Raw genomic sequence first — 19,486 nt, forward strand, 5'->3', positions numbered from 1 at the left:
CTAGTATAATGAATGCAAAATACAAAAAGGAGGTTCATACATGGCCATTTTAGACATGCCAAACTATCTTTGGATCACACTTCTCATCATGGTTCTTTTAACATTGTTTTGTACACTTGTCCTTAACAAATGGTTCATTACAGCCATCATCATGTTCATTGTACTCGGTGCTTTAGCATTCATTTTGCCAAACTTTAAACCAATTCGTTATGAACCTTTATTAGGTTATGCCGCATTCGTCGCAATATTGAGCTTAATTTTAAGTCTCATTTTATGGTTTATTACACGTGACTGGCGCAAAAAACGACAATTGAAAAAATACGAGAAAGAACGCGCACGCTTTGAACAACATCGTCCATAATTTAAACAAACCCAGTGATGAACTCAAGTCATTGGGTTTTATTCATATCATAAGTAATAGGGCTAAAATGATAATCCATACATAACTTCCTATAATATATATTATGTAAACTAAAAACTGCATTCAAATTTAACACTTCTTTAGACAGTATATTTAGCACTTTAATCATTATGGTACATATATGCTTGTATATGTGTGGATCTATGTTCGTTATTTACTATATATGTAGATATAACTCTCGATTTATTCTGACTGAATCAAATCCTCAGTTATAAGCAGTCAAACCCATTTTCGCAACTTAAACATAAAAAATGTATATCAAACAGTTTTCATAGTATGCATACAAATTTTGATGTTAAAGAGTGAATCATATATACAGATACATTGTTGCAACGACATTGTATAAAATCCATATGCCAGATTCTATCTATTAAAAAAACATATAATGATTATTTAACCACTCAAACACACGAATTTACACTTAAAATGTTTGCTCTAGTAACTCCTCAAATGACCGGTTTTTAAACTCCAATACATTTAATAATAGGTTGACATAACATAAATATAGTTAATCTATTTTTTCACTATATCCCATCAAAATATCTATTAAAACTCTCAAATTGGGCATTATTTGTCCAAAAATTAAAAAGCCGGTAGCTTTGCATTGCACAAAGTACGGGCTTTTTATCATTCGTTTATCGTTTAATTTTTGAGCGTAATCGATTGAACACATCAAACACGAAATATTTTACTTTATGGATTGGTTTATAGAAGTCACCAACGAGTTCTTCAATTTGCACACCAAATCCACGTTTAAAGCGATACACACCATAGTCCTCACTATTCTCAGTGAAATCGCCTGATACGCCGTAAAAATTATAACGTTCATAACCATGGTCAAAGCAGTAATTAATCATAAACCAATGCATGGCGTAAGGACCCATAAAGTGATTGTATTTCTCACTTGAACCACCAGAGAAGTAATTAATTTCGTACGCATTCGCAAAATAAACACCTGCTGCTAAGTTTAAAACAGAGCCATCCGTTTTGCGCAATTCACTTGCTTTTAACATCTCTTGTTGATTATGGTCGATTTGTTTATCTAATTCTGCAATTTTCTTAATCTGCTTATCAGATTTGTTTTCATTCGCCATCATTTGGTCACGGCGTGTTTCTTTGTCATTTAAACTTTCTTGTAATGACATAATATACTCATCCAAATCAATATACGCTAATGGTACGAGTGCTTTATGACCGTATGTGTTGATAAAGTTTTTGAAATAATCGTCTGTTTTAGACACAAAACCTGCACGTTCTTCAGTTTCGCGGTATAACTCTAAAAATTGTTCAAATTCATCCGCTTCAAGAAATCTTACTTTCACACCAAAATTAGTCGCTTTATTAATATTACGTTTACGCTGGCTATCGAATTGCTTCTTCAACGTTTGTGGTGTGTGACCTTTTAAATCCAACACACCCATCCATCTCACTTGGCTAGACGTATCATAGGATGTTGTAAAACCATGATGACGATAACCGTGTGATTTAAATAGTTGCACAAGTTTATCGTTAGGCATTTTGTCGCCGATTGGATGAATATCTTTGTCATACACTTGATAAATCCAATACGGGTCCATTTTGACGTATAAGCATTTGTTTCTATTTAAATATTGGTCTAATTCCTTTAAATAAAAATCGGCTAACCCTAAATCGCTATAATCCATGACCGGACCACGATTCGAATAATATACATAACTTCCTGCTGTTGGAATTTTGGAAAATAAGCTCGCTGCTAAAACTTGGTTGTTGTCATCTTTCACGCCTAACAGTACCACTTGAAAATCGTCTGCTTCTCGTGTTGCAATATTTTCTTTCACCTGAAAATAATGACTTTCTAATGCAGGATTTTGAACAAATTGGTCGTATTCTTCAACTGTTAATTCTGTAAATTTCATACCAATAAATCCCCTTCTCTTCACTCATCTTATCTTTTAATCTTCTCTTTAAGCTGTTTTAATGTCGTATAAATCTTATAGACCGGTTTTTGAACGGGTTTAATAAAATCACCTACGTACTCAATGACATCTGCGTTATATCCTTTTTTGAATTTGACCACACCAGCGTCTTCTGCATCTTCGGTAAAGTGACCACTAATGCCATAAAAGTTATAGCGTGGAATATGGTGTTCAATTGCGTAGTTAATCATTTCCCATTGAACGGCATAGCTTCCTGCAAAGTGACGGAATTCATTTGCTGTTCCACCCGCATAATACACCACTTCAAACGGATTAATAATAAAGAAACCTGCTGATATCGGTAATATGTCACCATGTTTCGATTGTAATTGTTCCGCTTCTTGAATTTTAGCTTGATTCGCTTCTAACTGTTGCATTAAATTTTTCTTTTTATTCAATGCTTTTGGGTTATCTGGGCGTTTCTCAAGTTCTTTTTCAGTTTTAGCAATTTGTTTATGGAAATCTTGCTCTTCAGATTTCAGCTCTGGTATATACGTTGTAAAATCGATGTAAGCTAAAGGTACGAGTACACGATCTTTATAGTGTTTGAGGCGGTGATAGTAAAAGTCATCTTCGCGGTCTACAAAGTCTTTTGTTTCCGACGTCTCTTCCATGAACGAGCGGAAAATATGTAACTCATTCTCATCCAAAAAGCGCACTTTCACACCATTTTTCTGCACTTTTTTCGTATTACGCTTTCTCAAACTATCCATATTGTTCATTATATCTTTCGCCGTTTTACCTTCAACATCTAATACAGAATGGAAACGAATTTGTCTCACTGTGTCAAATCCCGTTGTAAAGCCTTCATGTTCAAAACCGAGTTGCGTCATTTTGTCAAAGAACCAATCATTTTGGAATCGTTCAATCACTTCGCCATCATGATTGCGCTTTAACATTGGCAAGTATGGGTCGACTCTTACATATAACGCATTGTATTTTTTTACATATTTCGCGAGTTCATTAAAAAAGAAATGAACGAGTTCTTGATTTTCATAATCCATCACAGGTCCGCGGTTCGTATAAAAGTATTTGAACACTTTCATGACTGGTACTGCAGTTAATAAACAAGCGGCTAATACTTGGTTTTGATTATCTTTAATACCAACGAGATGTGTCTCGACACCTTCTGCCACCTTGAGCTCGTAGTTCCCTACCATTTGTGTAAAATGGCTGTATGGCATACTATCCGTGAATGCACCGAATTCTGCCGTCGTTAAATTTGTAAACTTCATTTTTAATACTCCTATTTCTCTTTATATCTTTTAGCGATATTACATTTTCTGATATACCCTTATTACATTATCTTTAAAAGACATACAATCTTTTTCATTTCCATCATATACACTCTTATAGTCTTTCTACATTTTAACGTATTGTATCAGAATTCGCCAACAAGACGTGGTGCGACTACACTAATTTCGAAAAACAATAAGCTTCTAATAATGCTTGCGCTGCTTTAATAGAATCCAAATGCGTCCGTTCCATTGCGTGCGAAGACTCAATACCTGCACCGAAAAGGCCATGCTTCACATCTGCACCTGCATTTAACGCCGCTGAAGCATCTGAAGCATAGAATGGATAGAGATCCACTTTATACCGGATTTGATGTTGTTGACATAACGCTACGAGGTGGTGACGTAGTTGTTTATGATACGGTCCTGAAGCATCTTGTGCACAAATCGACACCGTATATTCATCAGACGCTTGACCATCTCCTAATGCGCCCATATCAAATGCAATAAATTCAACTATTTGGGGGTCAATACTTGAATTTGCGCCATAACCAATTTCTTCATTATTCGAAATATAAAACTGAATCGTATGTGGTAAACGGTCCTCACGATGACGATACTGTTTTAAAAATTCGATAATTATTGCAACACTGACTTTATCATCTAAATGACGCGACTTAATAAAGCCTGAAGCTGTCACTTCTGTACGCGGATCAAAGCTTACAAAATCCCCCACTTCAATACCTAGCGCTCGCGTTTCATCGGCTGACGTCACTTTTTCATCAATGCGGACTTCAATATGATCTTGATCACGAGGAATTTCATGGTTATTCGCATAAACGTGTGGCGACGTTTCATGCAGTAGTATTGTCCCTCGGTACGTCTGACCTGTTGCTGTTTCAATCGTACAGTATTCACCTTCAATCGCGTTATAACGGAAACCACCAATTAATGCTAAACGAAGTCGTCCATTGTCTAAAATTTCTTTGACCATTGCCCCTAACGTATCTACATGCGCCGTAATACATTTTTTCTCTGTATCATCGTCGCCTTTTACTTCAATTAATAACCCCCCCTTTCTCGTTAACCGTGTTTCATAACCATAAGACTCCACCGTTTGCTGTACATACGATATCGCACGGTCCGCATTACCTGATGGGCTATTAATCGCAGTCAGTGCTGTTAATGTTTCAATCACAGGTTCATTCATTGTTATGTCCTCCCTTACATCTTTACTTCTATTGTACCGATGATTCTATAAAATCTCACGTATTCATATAAGCACTATTGCAATTAAACGCGTTAAAATGTTAAACTATGGCATATTTATAAAAATAGAGGCGGTGTTAGCATGACCCACGTGTTTTTTGTTGGTTTAGGCTTAATAGGAGGAAGTTTAGCTAGTAATATTCAATATTTTCATCCAGACATCACGATTTCTGCTTATGATGCACATGACGTGCAATTAGAACGTGCCTTATCCATTGGCATTATCGATCAAGCGTCTTCAGATTATGAAACGACTTTACAAGAAGCAGATATCGTTATCTTTGCTACACCCGTACAAACGACAGTGCAATATTTAAGACAACTTCCTCAAATGAAAACGAAACCTGGTTTAATTGTCACTGATACAGGGAGTACAAAATCTACCATTCAAGCATTTGAAAAGGAACTACTCTCGGCAGACATCCATCTTGTCGGTGGACACCCCATGGCAGGTAGTCATAAATCTGGCGTTCTAAATGCGAAAAAACATCTCTTTGAAAATGCCTACTATATCCTTGTTCATCAGTTAACAGAAAATCAAGAGGCCGCTCAACACATTGAACAATTGCTTGCACCGACACGCGCGCGTTTTATTCATTTAACTGCTGATGAACATGATCAAATTACAGGGGTTGTCAGTCATGTCCCTCATCTCATTGCTTCGAGTCTTGTTCATTTGAATGCCTTTTACGCAGCGGACGCACCATTAATCCAAGACTTAGCTGCAGGGGGCTTTAGAGATATTACACGTGTTGCAAGTAGTAACCCTGAGATGTGGCGTGACATTTCGATTGAAAATAAAGCACATATTGTCTCATCATTGAAGCAACTTCAACAACAACTCACGCAAACCGTAGATATGCTTGAGCAAGGTCATGAGGAGGCGTTATATCAATTTTTCGATCAAGCTAAAACGTACCGTGATGGACTGCCTATTCGTGGTAAAGGCGCGATGCAAAGTACGTATGATCTTTACGTCGATATTCCTGATAAACCGGGGATGATTTCGAAAGTGACTGAAATATTAAGTCAGCATCAAATTTCTATACGAAACCTTCGAATTTTAGAAGTGCGCGAAGATATTTATGGTGCTTTACGTATTAGTTTTAAAAAAGCTGAAGATCGTGACGCAGCAATGACCGCGCTTTCTGATTTTGATACGTATTTAAGTTAAAGACTCATGTTGATATGTGTAGGAACGGAAATGGGACATAAAAATTTTTATGCTATTGATGGCGTTAGTGGATTTTGGGAGCAGTACAGAAATCTCATATTTAACAAAGATTTCGTAGTACTGCCCCCGCAAGGCTGACTAGACTTCTCGAAAGCTTGAGTATTGAGAAGTCAGACAGCTACTGCGATAAGATAAACAGTTATCACTATTTAAAGTAAAGAAGTGACTGTTAGCAGTACGCACTCATCCCCTCAGGCGTGTCAGCCTTCTGGGCAATCTTACATTAAATACAGGAAACTGAAGGCAAGTTACAGAAATGAAGCAAATCAATAGCATTTTTTTCACCAAACTCATCCTCATTTTTGTGTTATTACTATAAATGAATCATAAATCCATGAGCAGTAGCGGCTGAAAAACTTAATGTCCCAGCCTACAACTATAAAAAACAACTATGAAGAAGTCTATCATCATAAACTTCTTCACAGCTAATCTCATCTTATTATGTTCCATATCATCATGATAGGACTCTGCCAAAGTTATTTTTACATTTGATGCCCTGCCATTAATCCTAAACGGCCGTATTTGGTGCCTGGCTCAGTCAAAGAAATCGCTTTTGATACGACGCCTCTTCCATATTTGGCTTGTAATGCATCAATCGTTTTCGCCAACTTCTCTTGACGTAGCCGTTGAAATTCATCCGTAAACAAATCTAGATTGCGCTCGTTTTCATTCATCAATTGTGTGAGTGATACACTGAGCGTCCGATACAACGCCCCTTGATCACAATGCATATCCGCTAAACGCTTCACCTCTTTATAAATGTCTTGGTCTAAATTCGTTCCCGTATGTAACGTATACTGTTTCGTCACATGGCCTCCCTCTTTGTAACCCATAGAAAAATGAATCGTTCGTGCAATTTGCTGACGCGCTCTCAAACGTTGGACAACATCTTCAATCAACTCTTGCATGACCACATGTGCTTCACGATATGTATAATCACGCAGTAAAATTTGACTTTTACATATCGAAGGATTAATGATCTGATACGTTTCATTCATCCGACTTTGATCTATCCCATGCGCATGTAGATGCCAATCCACCCCTAAAATACCGAAGTCCCGCTTCAAATATTCATACGGATATTGAGCCAGTTGTCCAATTTTAAATATCCCTCTTTGATTTAATTTCTTCTCTGTCTTTTTACCAATGCCCCAAAACGAACTGAGCGGTTTAATTTCCCACACTTTGTCAGGCACATCTTGATAACGCCATTCCGCAATATAATCCGGACACTTTTTCGCCTCATGATCTAGCGCTAATTTACTGAGCAGCATATTCGAGCCAACCCCTATCGCACAATGCACTTTCGTTTCATCATAAATTTCTTTAATCAGACGCTCACAAAACGTATGTAACGTCGTATTGAAGCGGTAGTAACTCTTCGTCACATCCATAAAAAACTCATCAATGCTGTACTGATGTAAATCTTCAGGTGGCACATAGCGGAGTGCAATTTCAGAAATTTTAAGCGACACTTCTAAATAACGCCGCATACTCGGATTAATAATATAAATGTCATTATGATGAGGAATTTCAAACAAACGTGAACCTGTCTGAATCCCCATCGCTTTCAGAGGAGGTGTCGCAGCAAGTACAACAGACCCTTGTCTTTTCGTATCTGCAACGACTGCGAGTTTTGTCGTCAGTGGATCGAGCCCTTTCTCAATACAAGACACACTCGCAAAAAAACTTTTTTGATCAATACATAAAATGTCCCTATCTTCTAATAAATGATAATCATACATCACATTTCACCCTTACTTATCAACCTGATGTTCTTAGTATAAACGAACACTTGTTCTATAATCAAGAAAAAAAGAATATATGTTCTGTTAATCATTTAAAAATAAATGCTACTGCTGTATATAGCGCATCAAAAAAGCAGGTACGTCAAAATATGAATCGCACCTACCTTAAAATCATTCAATTCAATTAACGATGATATGGAATAACCGCTTCAGTTTCTTCATCAACGCCATAATCAATATAAACATGTGTATTGAGATAAACATGACTTTTATCAGATTTGAAGTTCAATGTATCAGGGTGAAAATGAAATGGAATCTCTTTTTCTTCACCGACATCAATTGTAAACGCTTCGTCTAACTCAAAATGATTCAATTCATGTGAAATCGTTGAAAAATCACTCGTTTCATCATCATTCTCATATTTTTCAATCATCGTTAACACAATATGATTCACTTTTTGATCACTTTGACCTGCTTTTAAATGGATTGTTCCGGCAATCGCATCAGATACATCAAACGTTTGCTGTTCTAATCGAATAAACACTTTCATACCATTGATGCCTAGAGATGTTAATACGTTGTCAAAACCCATAAAATCCCTCCATGTTTCATTTCTTTACTCTTATCATACCGGGTAACGATTCTATCGTGCAACTATGAGCAAAAATGGTATAATAAAGGCAAAGTGATAGGAGGTAAGAACGATGCCAATAGTAACAGTTCAATTATTAGAGGGTCGCAGTGACGAACAATTAAAAAATTTAGTTAAAGAAGTGACAGATGCCGTAGAAAGTACAACAAACGCTGACCGTAGTGCAATTTCTGTAGTCATTCAAGAAATGAAAAAAGAACATTACGGTGTCGCTGGCGTACGTAAATCTGACCAATAAAATAACAACAAGCACAAAACGAGCCTGAGCTAAACACTCAGACTCGTTTTATACTTTAATCTTCCAAAAAGGCTTTAATTCTCTTTTTATTTTCAGCTTTATCAATACCTAAAGCTGATCCCCCATCATTAGTCGTAATATTTTCATAGCTGCCTTTTACGGGTACACTGAGGGTTTTAATATCTTTATCTCCTCGAACGATAAAACTGAATCCTGTTTGATAAATCGCTGAATCCGGCATATCGGTACTCACATAACCACGCATAATACCTGCGAGCTTCGGTGCTTTGAAAATAGATGAAGGTTGAACCAATTGCTGCTTTAATGCCGTCATGACTTGTTGTTGTCTTCGCACACGCCCAAAATCACCTTCTGGGTCATTACGGAAACGCGCATAACCAAGTAACTCTTTACCATTTAAGCGATAATTCCCTTTTTTCAAAGATACACCAATTTTTTCGGACATATCTTTTTCTACGTTAATCGGTACACCTTTTGGCGCAAGTTCATCAATCATCGCTTCAAAGCCTTTAAAATCTAAAGTGGCGTAATACTCCGGATCAATCCCTAAATTCGACTTTAACGTTTGGCGCAATAGCTCAGGGCCACCTAACGAATAAGCCGCATTAATTTTATAACTATTGTATCCAGGAATATCGGCATAAATATCACGCATAACAGAGACGATTTTCATATCTTTCTTAATATAGTCATATTGCGCGACCATAATAGAGTCTGTACGTGATACACCACCATCTTCACGGTCAGCACCTAAAATAAGTACGGTTGCTTTACCATCATTTTTAGATGCACCATTGAATTTGTGTATCTTTGGAGCTTGATGCTTGTCCTTAGCAACTTCAAGTCCGTTTTTGTAACTTGAAATAGCATACACGACAAAAACAAGAATGATAAGGATCAACGCCAATATCACAAATGGCAATTTTCGTATCTTTCTCTTTTTTCGACGTTTCAATGTTTTCTCAGAAGAGTTTGAGGTGCTACGATTCAAATTGTTTTCTTTCATCTTATCAACCTTATATCTTCAAAATTGTGTACTTATGTATTATAATTAATACACACTAACGTTATATAAATTTATTTTAAAAATCAAGTAAAAACAATAAAAATGGTACCAAGGTCTCATATAGGGAAGGATGTTTAGATGAATATCAACACAGCATATTTCGCAGGTGGTTGCTTTTGGTGTATGACGCAGCCGTTCGATCAAAACGAAGGCATTGAGAAGGTAAGGTCTGGTTATATGGGAGGCCACGTGAATCATCCCACATATGAACAAGTGAAATCAGGCGATACAGGGCACTATGAAACTGTAAAAATTGAATATGATGTTGCTCTTTTTTCTTACCAAAAGCTGTTAGAAATCTTCTTCTCAGTAATCGATCCGACAGATGACGGTGGACAATTCCAAGACCGCGGTTCACAATATCGTACTGCAATTTTTTATACTAATGAAGATCAACGTCAAGTGGCTGAATCGTATATTGCTTCATTAGAGGGCACTTTCAATCACGATAAAGCGATTGCAACAAAAGTGTTACCCGCTTCAGAATTTTATGAGGCAGAAGCCTACCACCAAGACTTTTATAAAAAACAACCTGAGCGTTTTGCGCAACAAGAAGCAGAACGTGAAGCATACGCTAAAGAACAAGGCATTCAATAAAATACGCAAAAAGGCTAGGATATCGGTTGTCCTAGCCTTTTTCTGTTAAGCACCATGAAAAACGCCTCCATGATACCAAGTTAAAATTGTACACACCCGTTTAAATACGCCCGCTATCATTCGAAAACCATCTAAAGGGGCTGGGGAAGCTTAATGACCCAGCCCCTACTACTCATGGATTTATGATTCATTTATCATTAGAGGATGAATAGGACATCAATTAAATCTATTTTTATTTTTTACGAATAACCCGTGTCACTTTCAACAAGCTTTCCCATGCGCTTTGACCTCGGTGATAAATGAGAAAGCGTGATTCCCATTCCGGATTAAATTTACTTTTATATTGACGCAAACCTTGGAAACTATACAAACCATTAAAATGTTCGTAAAAACGGCCAGCAAACTTTTCTCGTAAATGACCATATGGCACTTGACCGACATTTGACAAAGTTGCCATTCCCATATTAAAGCGTTCGTAACCTTCTGCTTGTGCCCACAAAATCATATGCAAATAAAGGGCATCCATAAACGGCAATCCTAGTGACTTATCCCAACGAATTAAGTCGACCGACACTGTTGTCGAACCTTCTACAGGCATTAATGTACAAAACGTATCGATACGGCCTTCTTCATTTTTCAACACAGCAACTGGTGCCGCATTGACATAAGACGGTGTAAAGCGACCGACTGAAAAATAAAACTCTTGTTGTTCCCCTAACCAATCACGACTAATGTCATGGAGTCGTTCGTATGTCGCTTCATCTAACGGTGTATCGAGAATTTCGAACCGATAACCTAACGACTCTAATTTATTCAATGTCGCACGGAAACCACGTCGCTTCTTCCCTGCAACGGTAAAGTCAGACACTGGAATGAGCGCTTCTTCACCCAATTTAAAAAACTGATTACCGAATTCATGATATAACGTCAAATAATCTTTAGAGACTTGATAAAAAATGACATCGCCACCTAAATACGTTGCATATTCATAAAACTCGGTTAACAGTGAATAGAAATCTGAACTGTTACCGACTGGATCTCCGAGTACAATAAATGAACTTCGATCGTGACGGTACATGACAAATGCCGTTTTTTGTTCGTTCACAAACACAAACTTGTCTTCACTATACAGCAAATGACTCAGTAGATGACCGCCATATTCCTTTAAAATAGCACTGGCGATTTGTCGGTCGTGCAACTCTCTTGGACGACGATAATTCCATTCAAAGATATAAATCAGCACAACTACCAAAATCGTCATACCGATAATCGACAACCAAAATGTCGAACGGAGCAAAAAGAAATCAACTTTAGGCGGTAAAACATCAAGTGCCAATAAAAACTCACGTACAAGTACTTGATTAAAGTACAGTAAAATCACACTAATGACGACCATAGCTAACATACTTTTCATGCGTACAGGTCGTTTCAATACACGTGATTTACGATAAGCAAAAATCAATGCAGCTAAAATCAAGACGATGATTACGACTAACAATGATAATCCATAAACGTATAAATTAGACAATAACAAGATGACCATAGCTACAATCGCAAATAAAATCGCGCGTTTACTTCGTGCAACAATCCCTCGTAAATTCAGTAATAAAATCACACTCGCACTAACGTTAAATATGTACAACAATGTAAACAATAAATGATGTTTCTTGTTGGCCGCATCAAAAATAATGGAAAAATTGTTAAGTAATAAAATCAGACTCATCATAAAGACTAACGTACTTAATGCTAAAGATGGCACTAATCCAACTAAGTCTTTTTGGAACGATTTTAAAAAACCAGACAATTCTTTAGCCGGTATAAAGTATTTGGATTCGAGCATATATTTACGTGCAACTGTACCAAATTCAAATACAGTTAATACAAGCGCAATGAGTAACGGGAAGAAATAATAAGCAAAACGATAAAGTAATAACCCTAAAACGACCTTTTCTTCCGCTACACCGAGTTGTTGTAGTCCGAGTAAGACGATGAGGTCAAACGCCCCAAAGCCTCCAGGAATAAACGACAACAGACCCGAAATCGCAGCAACGATGAAAATACTTAACACGATTGGAAATGAAACGTTTACCCCTACAAGCATAAAAGAACAGTAAAGAACGATACTCGCAAACAACCATTCCATGCTCGATACGAAGGTAAATACTGAACCTAACCAACGCGCAGACCGATCAACCGGTGATACCCATGAAATAATAATAAAAACGGGTAATAAAAACGCTACAATATATAGAAAAACAGTAAACCATACCGATGTACGATCTAAAAAACTAACATCTAATACGTGTGTCACAATGAGTATTGATAAAAAACTCAAACCTGTTAACATGGACGTCAACATGTAAGAGACGAATTTCACCAACTTCTTACGTTCAGTCGTATAAGTACCATAAAACCATAATCGCACGCTCGCACCAATAAAACCGCCAAAACCGATAATATTGTTGAACGCATTAATAATATAGCCGACACGTAACGCTTTAAATTTTGATAACGATAACTTAAAGCGTGCCGTCAAAATCACATCATAAAGTGATAACAAAATCACCGAACTACCACCGAGTAAAAAGAGACTGAACGTCTCCATTCGGCTAATTTCATTAAATAAAAGAAAGACACGTTTAAAATCAATATGTGCTAATTCTCGTCCTAATATGATAGAAATCGTTACAATCAAAAAGAGAATAAACGCAATTTTGAAATATTTTAACCAATGCTGTTTTGTCATGAATAGGGGGTCCTTTCTTTAGTGTAATGACTGTGCATTCTTATAAAAAGAGATTGAGCTTCACAAAACCGCCCAATCTCGTCGTGCTACACTCAATTAATCTTTACTATATTCCTCTTTAGGCATCTCATAAGGGCCTACATCATCCGCATAATATTTATTATAACGACGTTTGAACAGCAGGAAGATATGCGAGACGAGCACTTTTAAAATCGCATAACTTGGAATACCTAAAATCACGCCAACAACGCCGAGTAAGTTCCCAGCACTTAAAAGTACAAAGATGATCGTTAAAGGATGAATCTTAAGCGTTTTACCCATAATATTAGGTGAAATAAAGTGCCCTTCAATAAACTGCACTGCCGTCCACACCACAATCAATTTAATCAACATGAACGGTGATGTAATAATTGAAATGATAATCGCTGGCGAAATGGCAATCGTAGGTCCTAAATAAGGCACTACACTCGTTACAGCTGCGATACTCGCTAAAATTAAAGCATAGTCTAAACCGATAATCGAATAACCAATAAAGAGTAAAATACCGATACAAAATGACACAATAATTTGTCCTTGAATGTATGAGCCGACTTGTTCACTCATTTTATCCAACAAATCATGCACATCTTTACGGAATTTTGGCGGCACAATTTTATTTGAAAACTCTTTAAAACGGTGACCATCTTTTAACATGAAGAATAACACAAACGGTACCGTAACAATAACGACTGTAATATTCACGACAGCTTCAGCGAAAACACGAATTTTAGAACTCAAGCCATCCGCAAAAGTAGGAATCTTCTCCTGTAAACCTGTCACAGCCTTTTCAATTTGTGAATAGTAATCGGATAAAAATGGAATGTGCATCATGTTATTGGCAAATGATGTCACTTTGTTTAAATAATTCGGGAAGTTGTCCATCAAGCGCTCAAATTGGAAAGATACAATCGGAATCAGCAAGTTCACTGCGATAGTGATGATACCAATGATTCCTAAAAATAAAATCGTAATGCCCCAAATACGGTTAATATTGTACCGTTCCATCAAATTAATGACAGGATTGAATAAGTAATACAGAATGAGCGCGATAATAATCGGTGCTGCAATCGTATTAAAAATGATAATAAAGGGCTGAAAAATATATGAAACGCGATCGAATATAAAAATCACAATTCCAACTAAAATAAAAACGAGTAACGCAAAAATGAGATCTTTGCCTCCGAAAAATTTCATGAAGCGGCTTTCTCGGATATCAATGTTTTTTGAAACACCATTTTGCTTATGTTGATTTTCAGACATATCATTCACCAAGCCTTTTCGAAATTACTTATAGTTTATCGTTTTTCACGTAAGATTGAAACTTAAAACCTATTATATCAAAGTATTTTTCTAGGTGAACAATTTTAATGACATCGCTTATTCATTTCAGTCATATGTATCTCTCAAATGATTGGACGAGATCTCGAACTTTCATCATGTACACACCAAATGAAGGCACTGTAAGTACGGAACGAAGAGGATAAACGCAAAAAAAGACTAGGACATCATCCTAGCCTTTCAGTTAGTTTCAACTTAGATTTCAAATAACTTTTCACCATGTTTGACATCTTTTGCCTCTGTAAATTTCAACGCTGTCACTTCTGATTGCGTCACAATAATCGGCGTGATATCACTTTTCGCAGATGCGCGGATAAGATCTAAGTCCACTGTCATTAAATTATCGCCCGCTTTCATCGTTTGACCTTCTTCAACGTGAACTGTAAACCCTTCACCGTTTAATTTTACAGTATCTAAACCAACATGAATCAATAATTCTAAACCATTGTCAGACACTAAACCAAATGCATGTTTCGTTGGGAAAATCATTTGAATCTTACCATCAAATGGTGCATACACTTCACCACTCGTTGGACGGATTGCAATCCCTTCTCCCATCATTTTTTCACTAAACACTTGGTCAGGCACCTCAGATAATGGCACAACTTCACCATCCATTGGTGCGACAACTTGTCCTGTTTTCGTAACAGCAGTCGTGTCTGTAGCTTCATCAATCACAACTGCTTCGTCCTTATCTTCATCTAAATCTACAGGATGTTGTACAGCTTGACCTGACATAATTTGTTGCATTTCATGTTTGATTTGGTCTGATTTCGGTCCAAAAATCGCTTGCATGTTGTTACCGATTTCTAACACACCAGAAGCGCCTAAATCTTTCAAACGTGCTACGTCGACTTTTGATTTATCGTTCACTTCAACACGTAATCTTGTAATACATGCATCTAAATGTTTGATGTTATCTTTGTCACCCATCGCTTGTAATACGGCATAAGGCAACTCACTTGCAGTCGTTTGCGTCGTCTCTGTTTGTTTATCCTCACGTCCTGGTGTTTTGTAATTCATCTTCGTAATTAAGAAGCGGAAGATTGAATAGTAAATGACACCATACACAAGACCGACTGGAATCACGAGCCACCAATGCGTTTTGTTTGGCAAGATACCGAGTAATACAAAGTCGATAAAGCCACCAGAGAATGTGTAACCTAAATGTAAATCAAGTAAGTATAAAATTAAGAAACTTAAACCGTCTAATACTGCATGAATGAAGAATAATAATGGTGCTACAAATAAAAATGAAAACTCTAAAGGTTCTGTAATACCTGTTAAGAATGATGTTAATGCTGCTGAACCCATCAAACCTGCAACCACTTTTTTATTTTCAGGTTTTGCAGTATGATAAATCGCTAATGCTGCAGCTGGTAAACCGAACATCATAACTGGGAATTCACCTTGCATGAATTTACCTGCTGTTAAGTTTGTACCTTCACGAATTTGTTCGATAAAGATACGTTGGTCACCACGAATAATTTCACCAGCCATATTTGTGTAAGAACCAAATTCAAACCAAAATGGCGCATGGAAAATATGGTGTAAACCGAATGGAATTAATAAACGCTTAATAAAACCAAATAAAAAGACTGCTAAACCTGTGTTGGAATCTAATAATCCTTCACTGAATGCGTTTAAACCATTTTGAATCACTGGCCAAACAAGCGCCATAGGGAATGCAAGTAAAAATGATGTTGTAGCCATCACAATCGGTACAAATCGTTTTCCTGCAAAGAAACCAAGATATGACGGTAAAGAAATGTTATAAAACTTGTTATAACACCATGCCGCGAGTGCACCGATAATAATACCGCCGAACACCCCTGTTTGTAATGTCGGGATACCTAAGACACTCGCATAACCTTTCGCTGCATCACCTACATTTTCAGGTGTCACCCCTAAAAATTCACCCATCGTTTTGTTCAAAATGATAAAACCAACGAAAGCCGCAATTGCAGCAACCCCGTCACCGCCTGCTAAACCGATAGCGACACCCATAGCAAAAATAATCGGTAAGTTTTCAAAAATGATACTGCCGGCTGCTGCCATCATTTCTGCAACGTTTTGTACTCCATCAGCTTGAATAAATGGTAAGTACGATTGCAATTGTTCCCCTTGTAATGCTGCACCGAATGCGAGTAACAAACCGGCAGCTGGTAAAATCGCAACAGGTAACATTAATGCTTTACCGATACGTTGCAATTGTCCAAATAGTTTTTTCCTCACTGTAAGCCCTCCTATTTTGTTGACACAACACAAAAAAGGCATGAGTAAAAGCTGCGAACGTTTTGCTCACAATTTTCAACTCATGCCTAATCTCACTTAGTAACACGTTTTATGATTGATTTTGAGATGTCAGTGAGAGTTGCTGAATGTGCATCGTTAAATATGCGACTTCTGCTTCATCCACACGAACATCGATTTGTGATTGTATCATTTTAACTATTTTAACAGCTACATTATAGCACAACGGATATTGCGTCTTCAATAGGTTTTCAAAACTCCGTTCAATTGTCGTACGCTCGCCTTTTTTCAAACGCTGTAAAAGAAAATGAATATGTCTCACAAAACGTTGATACTGAATGGATGCGACTGGAATTTGAATCTCCATATCATGTTCAATCATTCGAATCGCATTGTTAATCAACTTCGGTACATTTTGCATTTCACTCAAATCAATATCATCAGTTTGAGATGCAATATGCAAAGCAATAAAACCGACTTCATCTTCTGGAAAGTCTGTGTTCAATTGCAAGTTAATACGCGCCACTACTTTTTTAGCAATTTTATACGCTTCTGGATAACTGTATTTCGTCTCACTTAAAAACGGATTTTTAATTAACTGCCCCTTTTCCAAGCGTTTCAATGCAAAAATTAAGTGATCGGTTAAGGAGACGATAAATGATTCTTCATGATGCAGTTCAAAATGCGTCATAATGATTTGTACAGAATCAATGACCGCACGTAAGACACGTTCATCGGTATGCGCCACTAACATCTTGTAATGGTCTTGTTCGTTTTTATTTTCTAGCTTAAACACTTTTTCAATCGTATCAGGATCATTGATTTTCATCCCTGGTTTTTTGTTAAATCCAAGGCCTTTACCAATGATAACGACTTCTGATTGTTGGTATTCGCAAATCAGCACGTTATTGTTGAGGACTTTTTTTATCGTATATTGATTCACTTTTATGTCACCTCTTCAAAGTACAATTCAAATCATATAACGAAATGACTAGAATTGAAAGCACTAATTTTCGAAGTTGAGATTTGTACGACACTTTTTATTAATTAACAAATATGATAGTTCGCTTCATCATTGTGGAAAACGTCTATAAAATAAAAGGGCTGTAGACAAATGCTGCCCCAGCCCTCTTCAAATTAATCTTCTTTTTTATTTTTATGAATGGCGTTGCCCCAAGATTCAATACCAAATAAATTGATTTCTAAATCTTCTGGTCTAAAAATCGGACGCTTGCCTTCTTTACGTTGACGTTGGTAGTCTCTCATGACCGCTAACGCAATATTGGACAAGCCGATAATGGCGATAATGTTAACGATAGCCATTAATCCCATAAACACGTCAGCCGTGCTCCAAACTGTTTCAGTCTTTACAACTGCACCCACGAATACAAGAATAACGACAAGACAACGGAAAATGAATAACACAATTTTATTTGTTGATAAAAATTCGATGTTAGATTGTCCATAGTAATAGTTACCGACAACAGATGAAAACGCAAATAATGCGACGGCTATAGATAAGAAAATACCACCTGCACTACCTAAATGTTCGTTTAACGCAGATTGTGTCACTGCAACACCTTGTGCTTCACCTTCACCAAATCTCAAGCCTGAATATAATAAAATCATGATCGCTGTCGCTGTACAAACTAAAATCGTATCAAAGAATACACCTAATGATTGAATTAAACCTTGCTTGACAGGGTGTGATACTGCGGCAGTTGCAGCTGCGTTAGGTGCAGAACCCATCCCTGCTTCATTTGAGAAAAGACCACGTTTAACACCTTGTAATACAGCGAAACCAACTGCGCCACCTGTTGCTTGGTCGATACCGAAAGCACTTTTAATGATTGTAGAAATCATCGGGAAAATTTGATCGATGTTCATCACTAAAATAACTAAAACGATTAAAATATAAATAATCGCCATCACCGGTACAATGACTGATGATAATGTTGCGACACTGCGCACACCGCCGAAAATAACAATCGCTGTAATGACTGCTAAAATGATACCTGTCACAACAGGACTAATGTGATATTGCGTATTTAATGACTCGGCTATAGTGTTCGATTGTACTGTGTTAAATACAAATGCGAATGTCACAGTAATCAATATCGCAAATAAAACACCTAACCAACGTTGATTCAGCCCTTTTGTGATGTAGTAAGCAGGGCCACCACGGAAGCCCCCTTCTTTGTCAGGCACTTTATAAACTTGTGCTAACGTTGCTTCGATAAAGGCACTCGCTGCACCAATGATTGCAATAATCCACATCCAAAATACCGCACCAGGACCGCCAAGTACAATCGCAGTTGCAACACCGGCAATATTCCCTGTACCTACACGCGAGCCGGCACTAATAGCAAAAGCTTGGAATGACGAAATCCCCTTCTGACCACTTTCTAAAGTTTCGGATTTATCGGTTAATGCACGAAACATCTCAGGAAGCCATCGAATTTGAACAAACTTTGAACTAATCGAGAAAAACAAGCCTACTGTCAACAGTAACCCGATTAAGTATTGTGACCAAATCAAGTCGTTCCCTATTTGAATAAATGCTTTAAACCAATCCGGAATTAAACTATCAAAATCTCTCACTCGAACCCCTCTTTACTCTTCAGTTTAAATGTCAGTGTCATTTTAAAATAACTAGTCTCATTTTATCATCATT

General features: G+C 37.1%; 15 protein-coding genes. 4 read left to right on the forward strand and 11 right to left on the reverse strand.

All coding sequences use genetic code 11. The features are described 5' to 3' along the window. Positions 1-40 precede the first annotated feature (40 nt). Complete coding sequence (locus GZH82_RS07955) at positions 41-361, forward strand: hypothetical protein (protein WP_162682042.1); 321 nt, start codon at positions 41-43, stop codon at positions 359-361. 695 nt (positions 362-1,056) lie between these two features. On the opposite strand, the gene GZH82_RS07960 is transcribed toward GZH82_RS07955, so the two are convergent. The 3 genes from GZH82_RS07960 to GZH82_RS07970 all read right to left on the reverse strand — a co-directional run bounded on the left by GZH82_RS07960 (position 1,057) and on the right by GZH82_RS07970 (position 4,821). Continuing rightward, positions 1,057-2,316: an aminoacyltransferase gene (locus GZH82_RS07960; RefSeq protein WP_162682043.1), complete on the reverse strand. Its 1,260-nt coding sequence runs from the start codon at positions 2,314-2,316 to the stop codon at positions 1,057-1,059. Between the two features lie 29 nt (positions 2,317-2,345). Next, positions 2,346-3,611, reverse strand: a complete 1,266-nt coding sequence (locus tag GZH82_RS07965; RefSeq protein ID WP_162682044.1) for an aminoacyltransferase — start codon at positions 3,609-3,611, stop codon at positions 2,346-2,348. A gap of 175 nt (positions 3,612-3,786) precedes the next feature. Beyond that, positions 3,787-4,821 (reverse strand): M42 family metallopeptidase, encoded by a 1,035-nt coding sequence (locus GZH82_RS07970; protein WP_162682045.1) that lies wholly within the window; start codon positions 4,819-4,821, stop codon positions 3,787-3,789. Between the two features lie 141 nt (positions 4,822-4,962). Here GZH82_RS07970 and GZH82_RS07975 point away from each other — a divergent pair, with 141 nt between their 5' ends. Further along, positions 4,963-6,054, forward strand: a complete 1,092-nt coding sequence (locus GZH82_RS07975; RefSeq protein ID WP_162682046.1) for a prephenate dehydrogenase — start codon at positions 4,963-4,965, stop codon at positions 6,052-6,054. 542 nt (positions 6,055-6,596) lie between these two features. Here the strand turns inward: GZH82_RS07975 and GZH82_RS07980 are convergent. Both GZH82_RS07980 and GZH82_RS07985 read right to left on the reverse strand, forming a co-directional pair. Continuing rightward, a complete protein-coding gene (locus GZH82_RS07980; RefSeq protein ID WP_162682047.1) occupies positions 6,597-7,859 on the reverse strand; it encodes a Y-family DNA polymerase in 1,263 nt (420 codons plus the stop codon). A 187-nt stretch (positions 7,860-8,046) separates the two neighbouring features. Then, positions 8,047-8,454, reverse strand: coding sequence for a sporulation protein (locus GZH82_RS07985; RefSeq protein ID WP_162682048.1), 408 nt, complete (start codon positions 8,452-8,454; stop codon positions 8,047-8,049). A gap of 112 nt (positions 8,455-8,566) precedes the next feature. On the opposite strand from GZH82_RS07985, the gene GZH82_RS07990 reads away from it, so the two are divergent. Next, on the forward strand, positions 8,567-8,752 hold the full coding sequence (locus tag GZH82_RS07990) for a 2-hydroxymuconate tautomerase (protein WP_015729095.1): 186 nt from the start codon (positions 8,567-8,569) through the stop codon (positions 8,750-8,752). A gap of 55 nt (positions 8,753-8,807) precedes the next feature. Here the strand turns inward: GZH82_RS07990 and GZH82_RS07995 are convergent, their stop codons facing one another. After that, positions 8,808-9,779 (reverse strand): LCP family protein, encoded by a 972-nt coding sequence (locus tag GZH82_RS07995; protein ID WP_162682049.1) that lies wholly within the window; start codon positions 9,777-9,779, stop codon positions 8,808-8,810. 138 nt (positions 9,780-9,917) lie between these two features. Here GZH82_RS07995 and msrA point away from each other — a divergent pair, with 138 nt between their 5' ends. Next, entirely contained in the window at positions 9,918-10,436 is a 519-nt protein-coding gene (gene msrA / locus GZH82_RS08000) for a peptide-methionine (S)-S-oxide reductase MsrA (RefSeq protein ID WP_162682050.1), read from the forward strand. 232 nt (positions 10,437-10,668) lie between these two features. On the opposite strand, the gene mprF is transcribed toward msrA, so the two are convergent. The 5 genes from mprF to alsT all read right to left on the reverse strand — a co-directional run bounded on the left by mprF (position 10,669) and on the right by alsT (position 19,413). After that, positions 10,669-13,182 carry a bifunctional lysylphosphatidylglycerol flippase/synthetase MprF gene (gene mprF, locus GZH82_RS08005; protein ID WP_162682051.1) on the reverse strand — a complete coding sequence of 838 codons (2,514 nt, stop codon included), beginning with the start codon at positions 13,180-13,182 and terminating at the stop codon, positions 10,669-10,671. 96 nt (positions 13,183-13,278) lie between these two features. Beyond that, positions 13,279-14,481, reverse strand: coding sequence for an AI-2E family transporter (locus GZH82_RS08010; protein ID WP_162682052.1), 1,203 nt, complete (start codon positions 14,479-14,481; stop codon positions 13,279-13,281). Between the two features lie 273 nt (positions 14,482-14,754). Next, positions 14,755-16,794: a glucose-specific PTS transporter subunit IIBC gene (gene ptsG / locus GZH82_RS08015; protein WP_162682053.1), complete on the reverse strand. Its 2,040-nt coding sequence runs from the start codon at positions 16,792-16,794 to the stop codon at positions 14,755-14,757. Between the two features lie 109 nt (positions 16,795-16,903). Then, positions 16,904-17,755 carry a glucose PTS transporter transcription antiterminator GlcT gene (gene glcT / locus GZH82_RS08020; protein ID WP_162682054.1) on the reverse strand — a complete coding sequence of 284 codons (852 nt, stop codon included), beginning with the start codon at positions 17,753-17,755 and terminating at the stop codon, positions 16,904-16,906. 194 nt (positions 17,756-17,949) lie between these two features. After that, positions 17,950-19,413 carry a glutamine transporter AlsT gene (gene alsT / locus GZH82_RS08025; protein ID WP_162682055.1) on the reverse strand — a complete coding sequence of 488 codons (1,464 nt, stop codon included), beginning with the start codon at positions 19,411-19,413 and terminating at the stop codon, positions 17,950-17,952. Positions 19,414-19,486 lie beyond the last annotated feature (73 nt).

It is taken from the genome of Staphylococcus sp. MI 10-1553, assembly GCF_010365305.1.
Lineage (GTDB): Bacteria > Bacillota > Bacilli > Staphylococcales > Staphylococcaceae > Staphylococcus.

What these genes read in the sequence shown, in the direction of transcription:
- GZH82_RS07985 (WP_162682048.1), bottom strand. Translation starts at nt 8,454, where the DNA reads ATGGGTTTTGACAACGTATTAACATCTCTAGGCATCAATGGTATGAAA.
- GZH82_RS07960 (WP_162682043.1), bottom strand. Translation starts at nt 2,316, where the DNA reads ATGAAATTTACAGAATTAACAGTTGAAGAATACGACCAATTTGTTCAA.
- GZH82_RS07980 (WP_162682047.1), bottom strand. Translation starts at nt 7,859, where the DNA reads ATGTATGATTATCATTTATTAGAAGATAGGGACATTTTATGTATTGAT.
- GZH82_RS07975 (WP_162682046.1), top strand. Translation starts at nt 4,963, where the DNA reads ATGACCCACGTGTTTTTTGTTGGTTTAGGCTTAATAGGAGGAAGTTTA.
- GZH82_RS07970 (WP_162682045.1), bottom strand. Translation starts at nt 4,821, where the DNA reads ATGAATGAACCTGTGATTGAAACATTAACAGCACTGACTGCGATTAAT.
- GZH82_RS08010 (WP_162682052.1), bottom strand. Translation starts at nt 14,481, where the DNA reads ATGTCTGAAAATCAACATAAGCAAAATGGTGTTTCAAAAAACATTGAT.
- GZH82_RS07995 (WP_162682049.1), bottom strand. Translation starts at nt 9,779, where the DNA reads ATGAAAGAAAACAATTTGAATCGTAGCACCTCAAACTCTTCTGAGAAA.
- mprF (WP_162682051.1), bottom strand. Translation starts at nt 13,182, where the DNA reads ATGACAAAACAGCATTGGTTAAAATATTTCAAAATTGCGTTTATTCTC.
- GZH82_RS07955 (WP_162682042.1), top strand. Translation starts at nt 41, where the DNA reads ATGGCCATTTTAGACATGCCAAACTATCTTTGGATCACACTTCTCATC.
- GZH82_RS07965 (WP_162682044.1), bottom strand. Translation starts at nt 3,611, where the DNA reads ATGAAGTTTACAAATTTAACGACGGCAGAATTCGGTGCATTCACGGAT.
- GZH82_RS07990 (WP_015729095.1), top strand. Translation starts at nt 8,567, where the DNA reads ATGCCAATAGTAACAGTTCAATTATTAGAGGGTCGCAGTGACGAACAA.
- msrA (WP_162682050.1), top strand. Translation starts at nt 9,918, where the DNA reads ATGAATATCAACACAGCATATTTCGCAGGTGGTTGCTTTTGGTGTATG.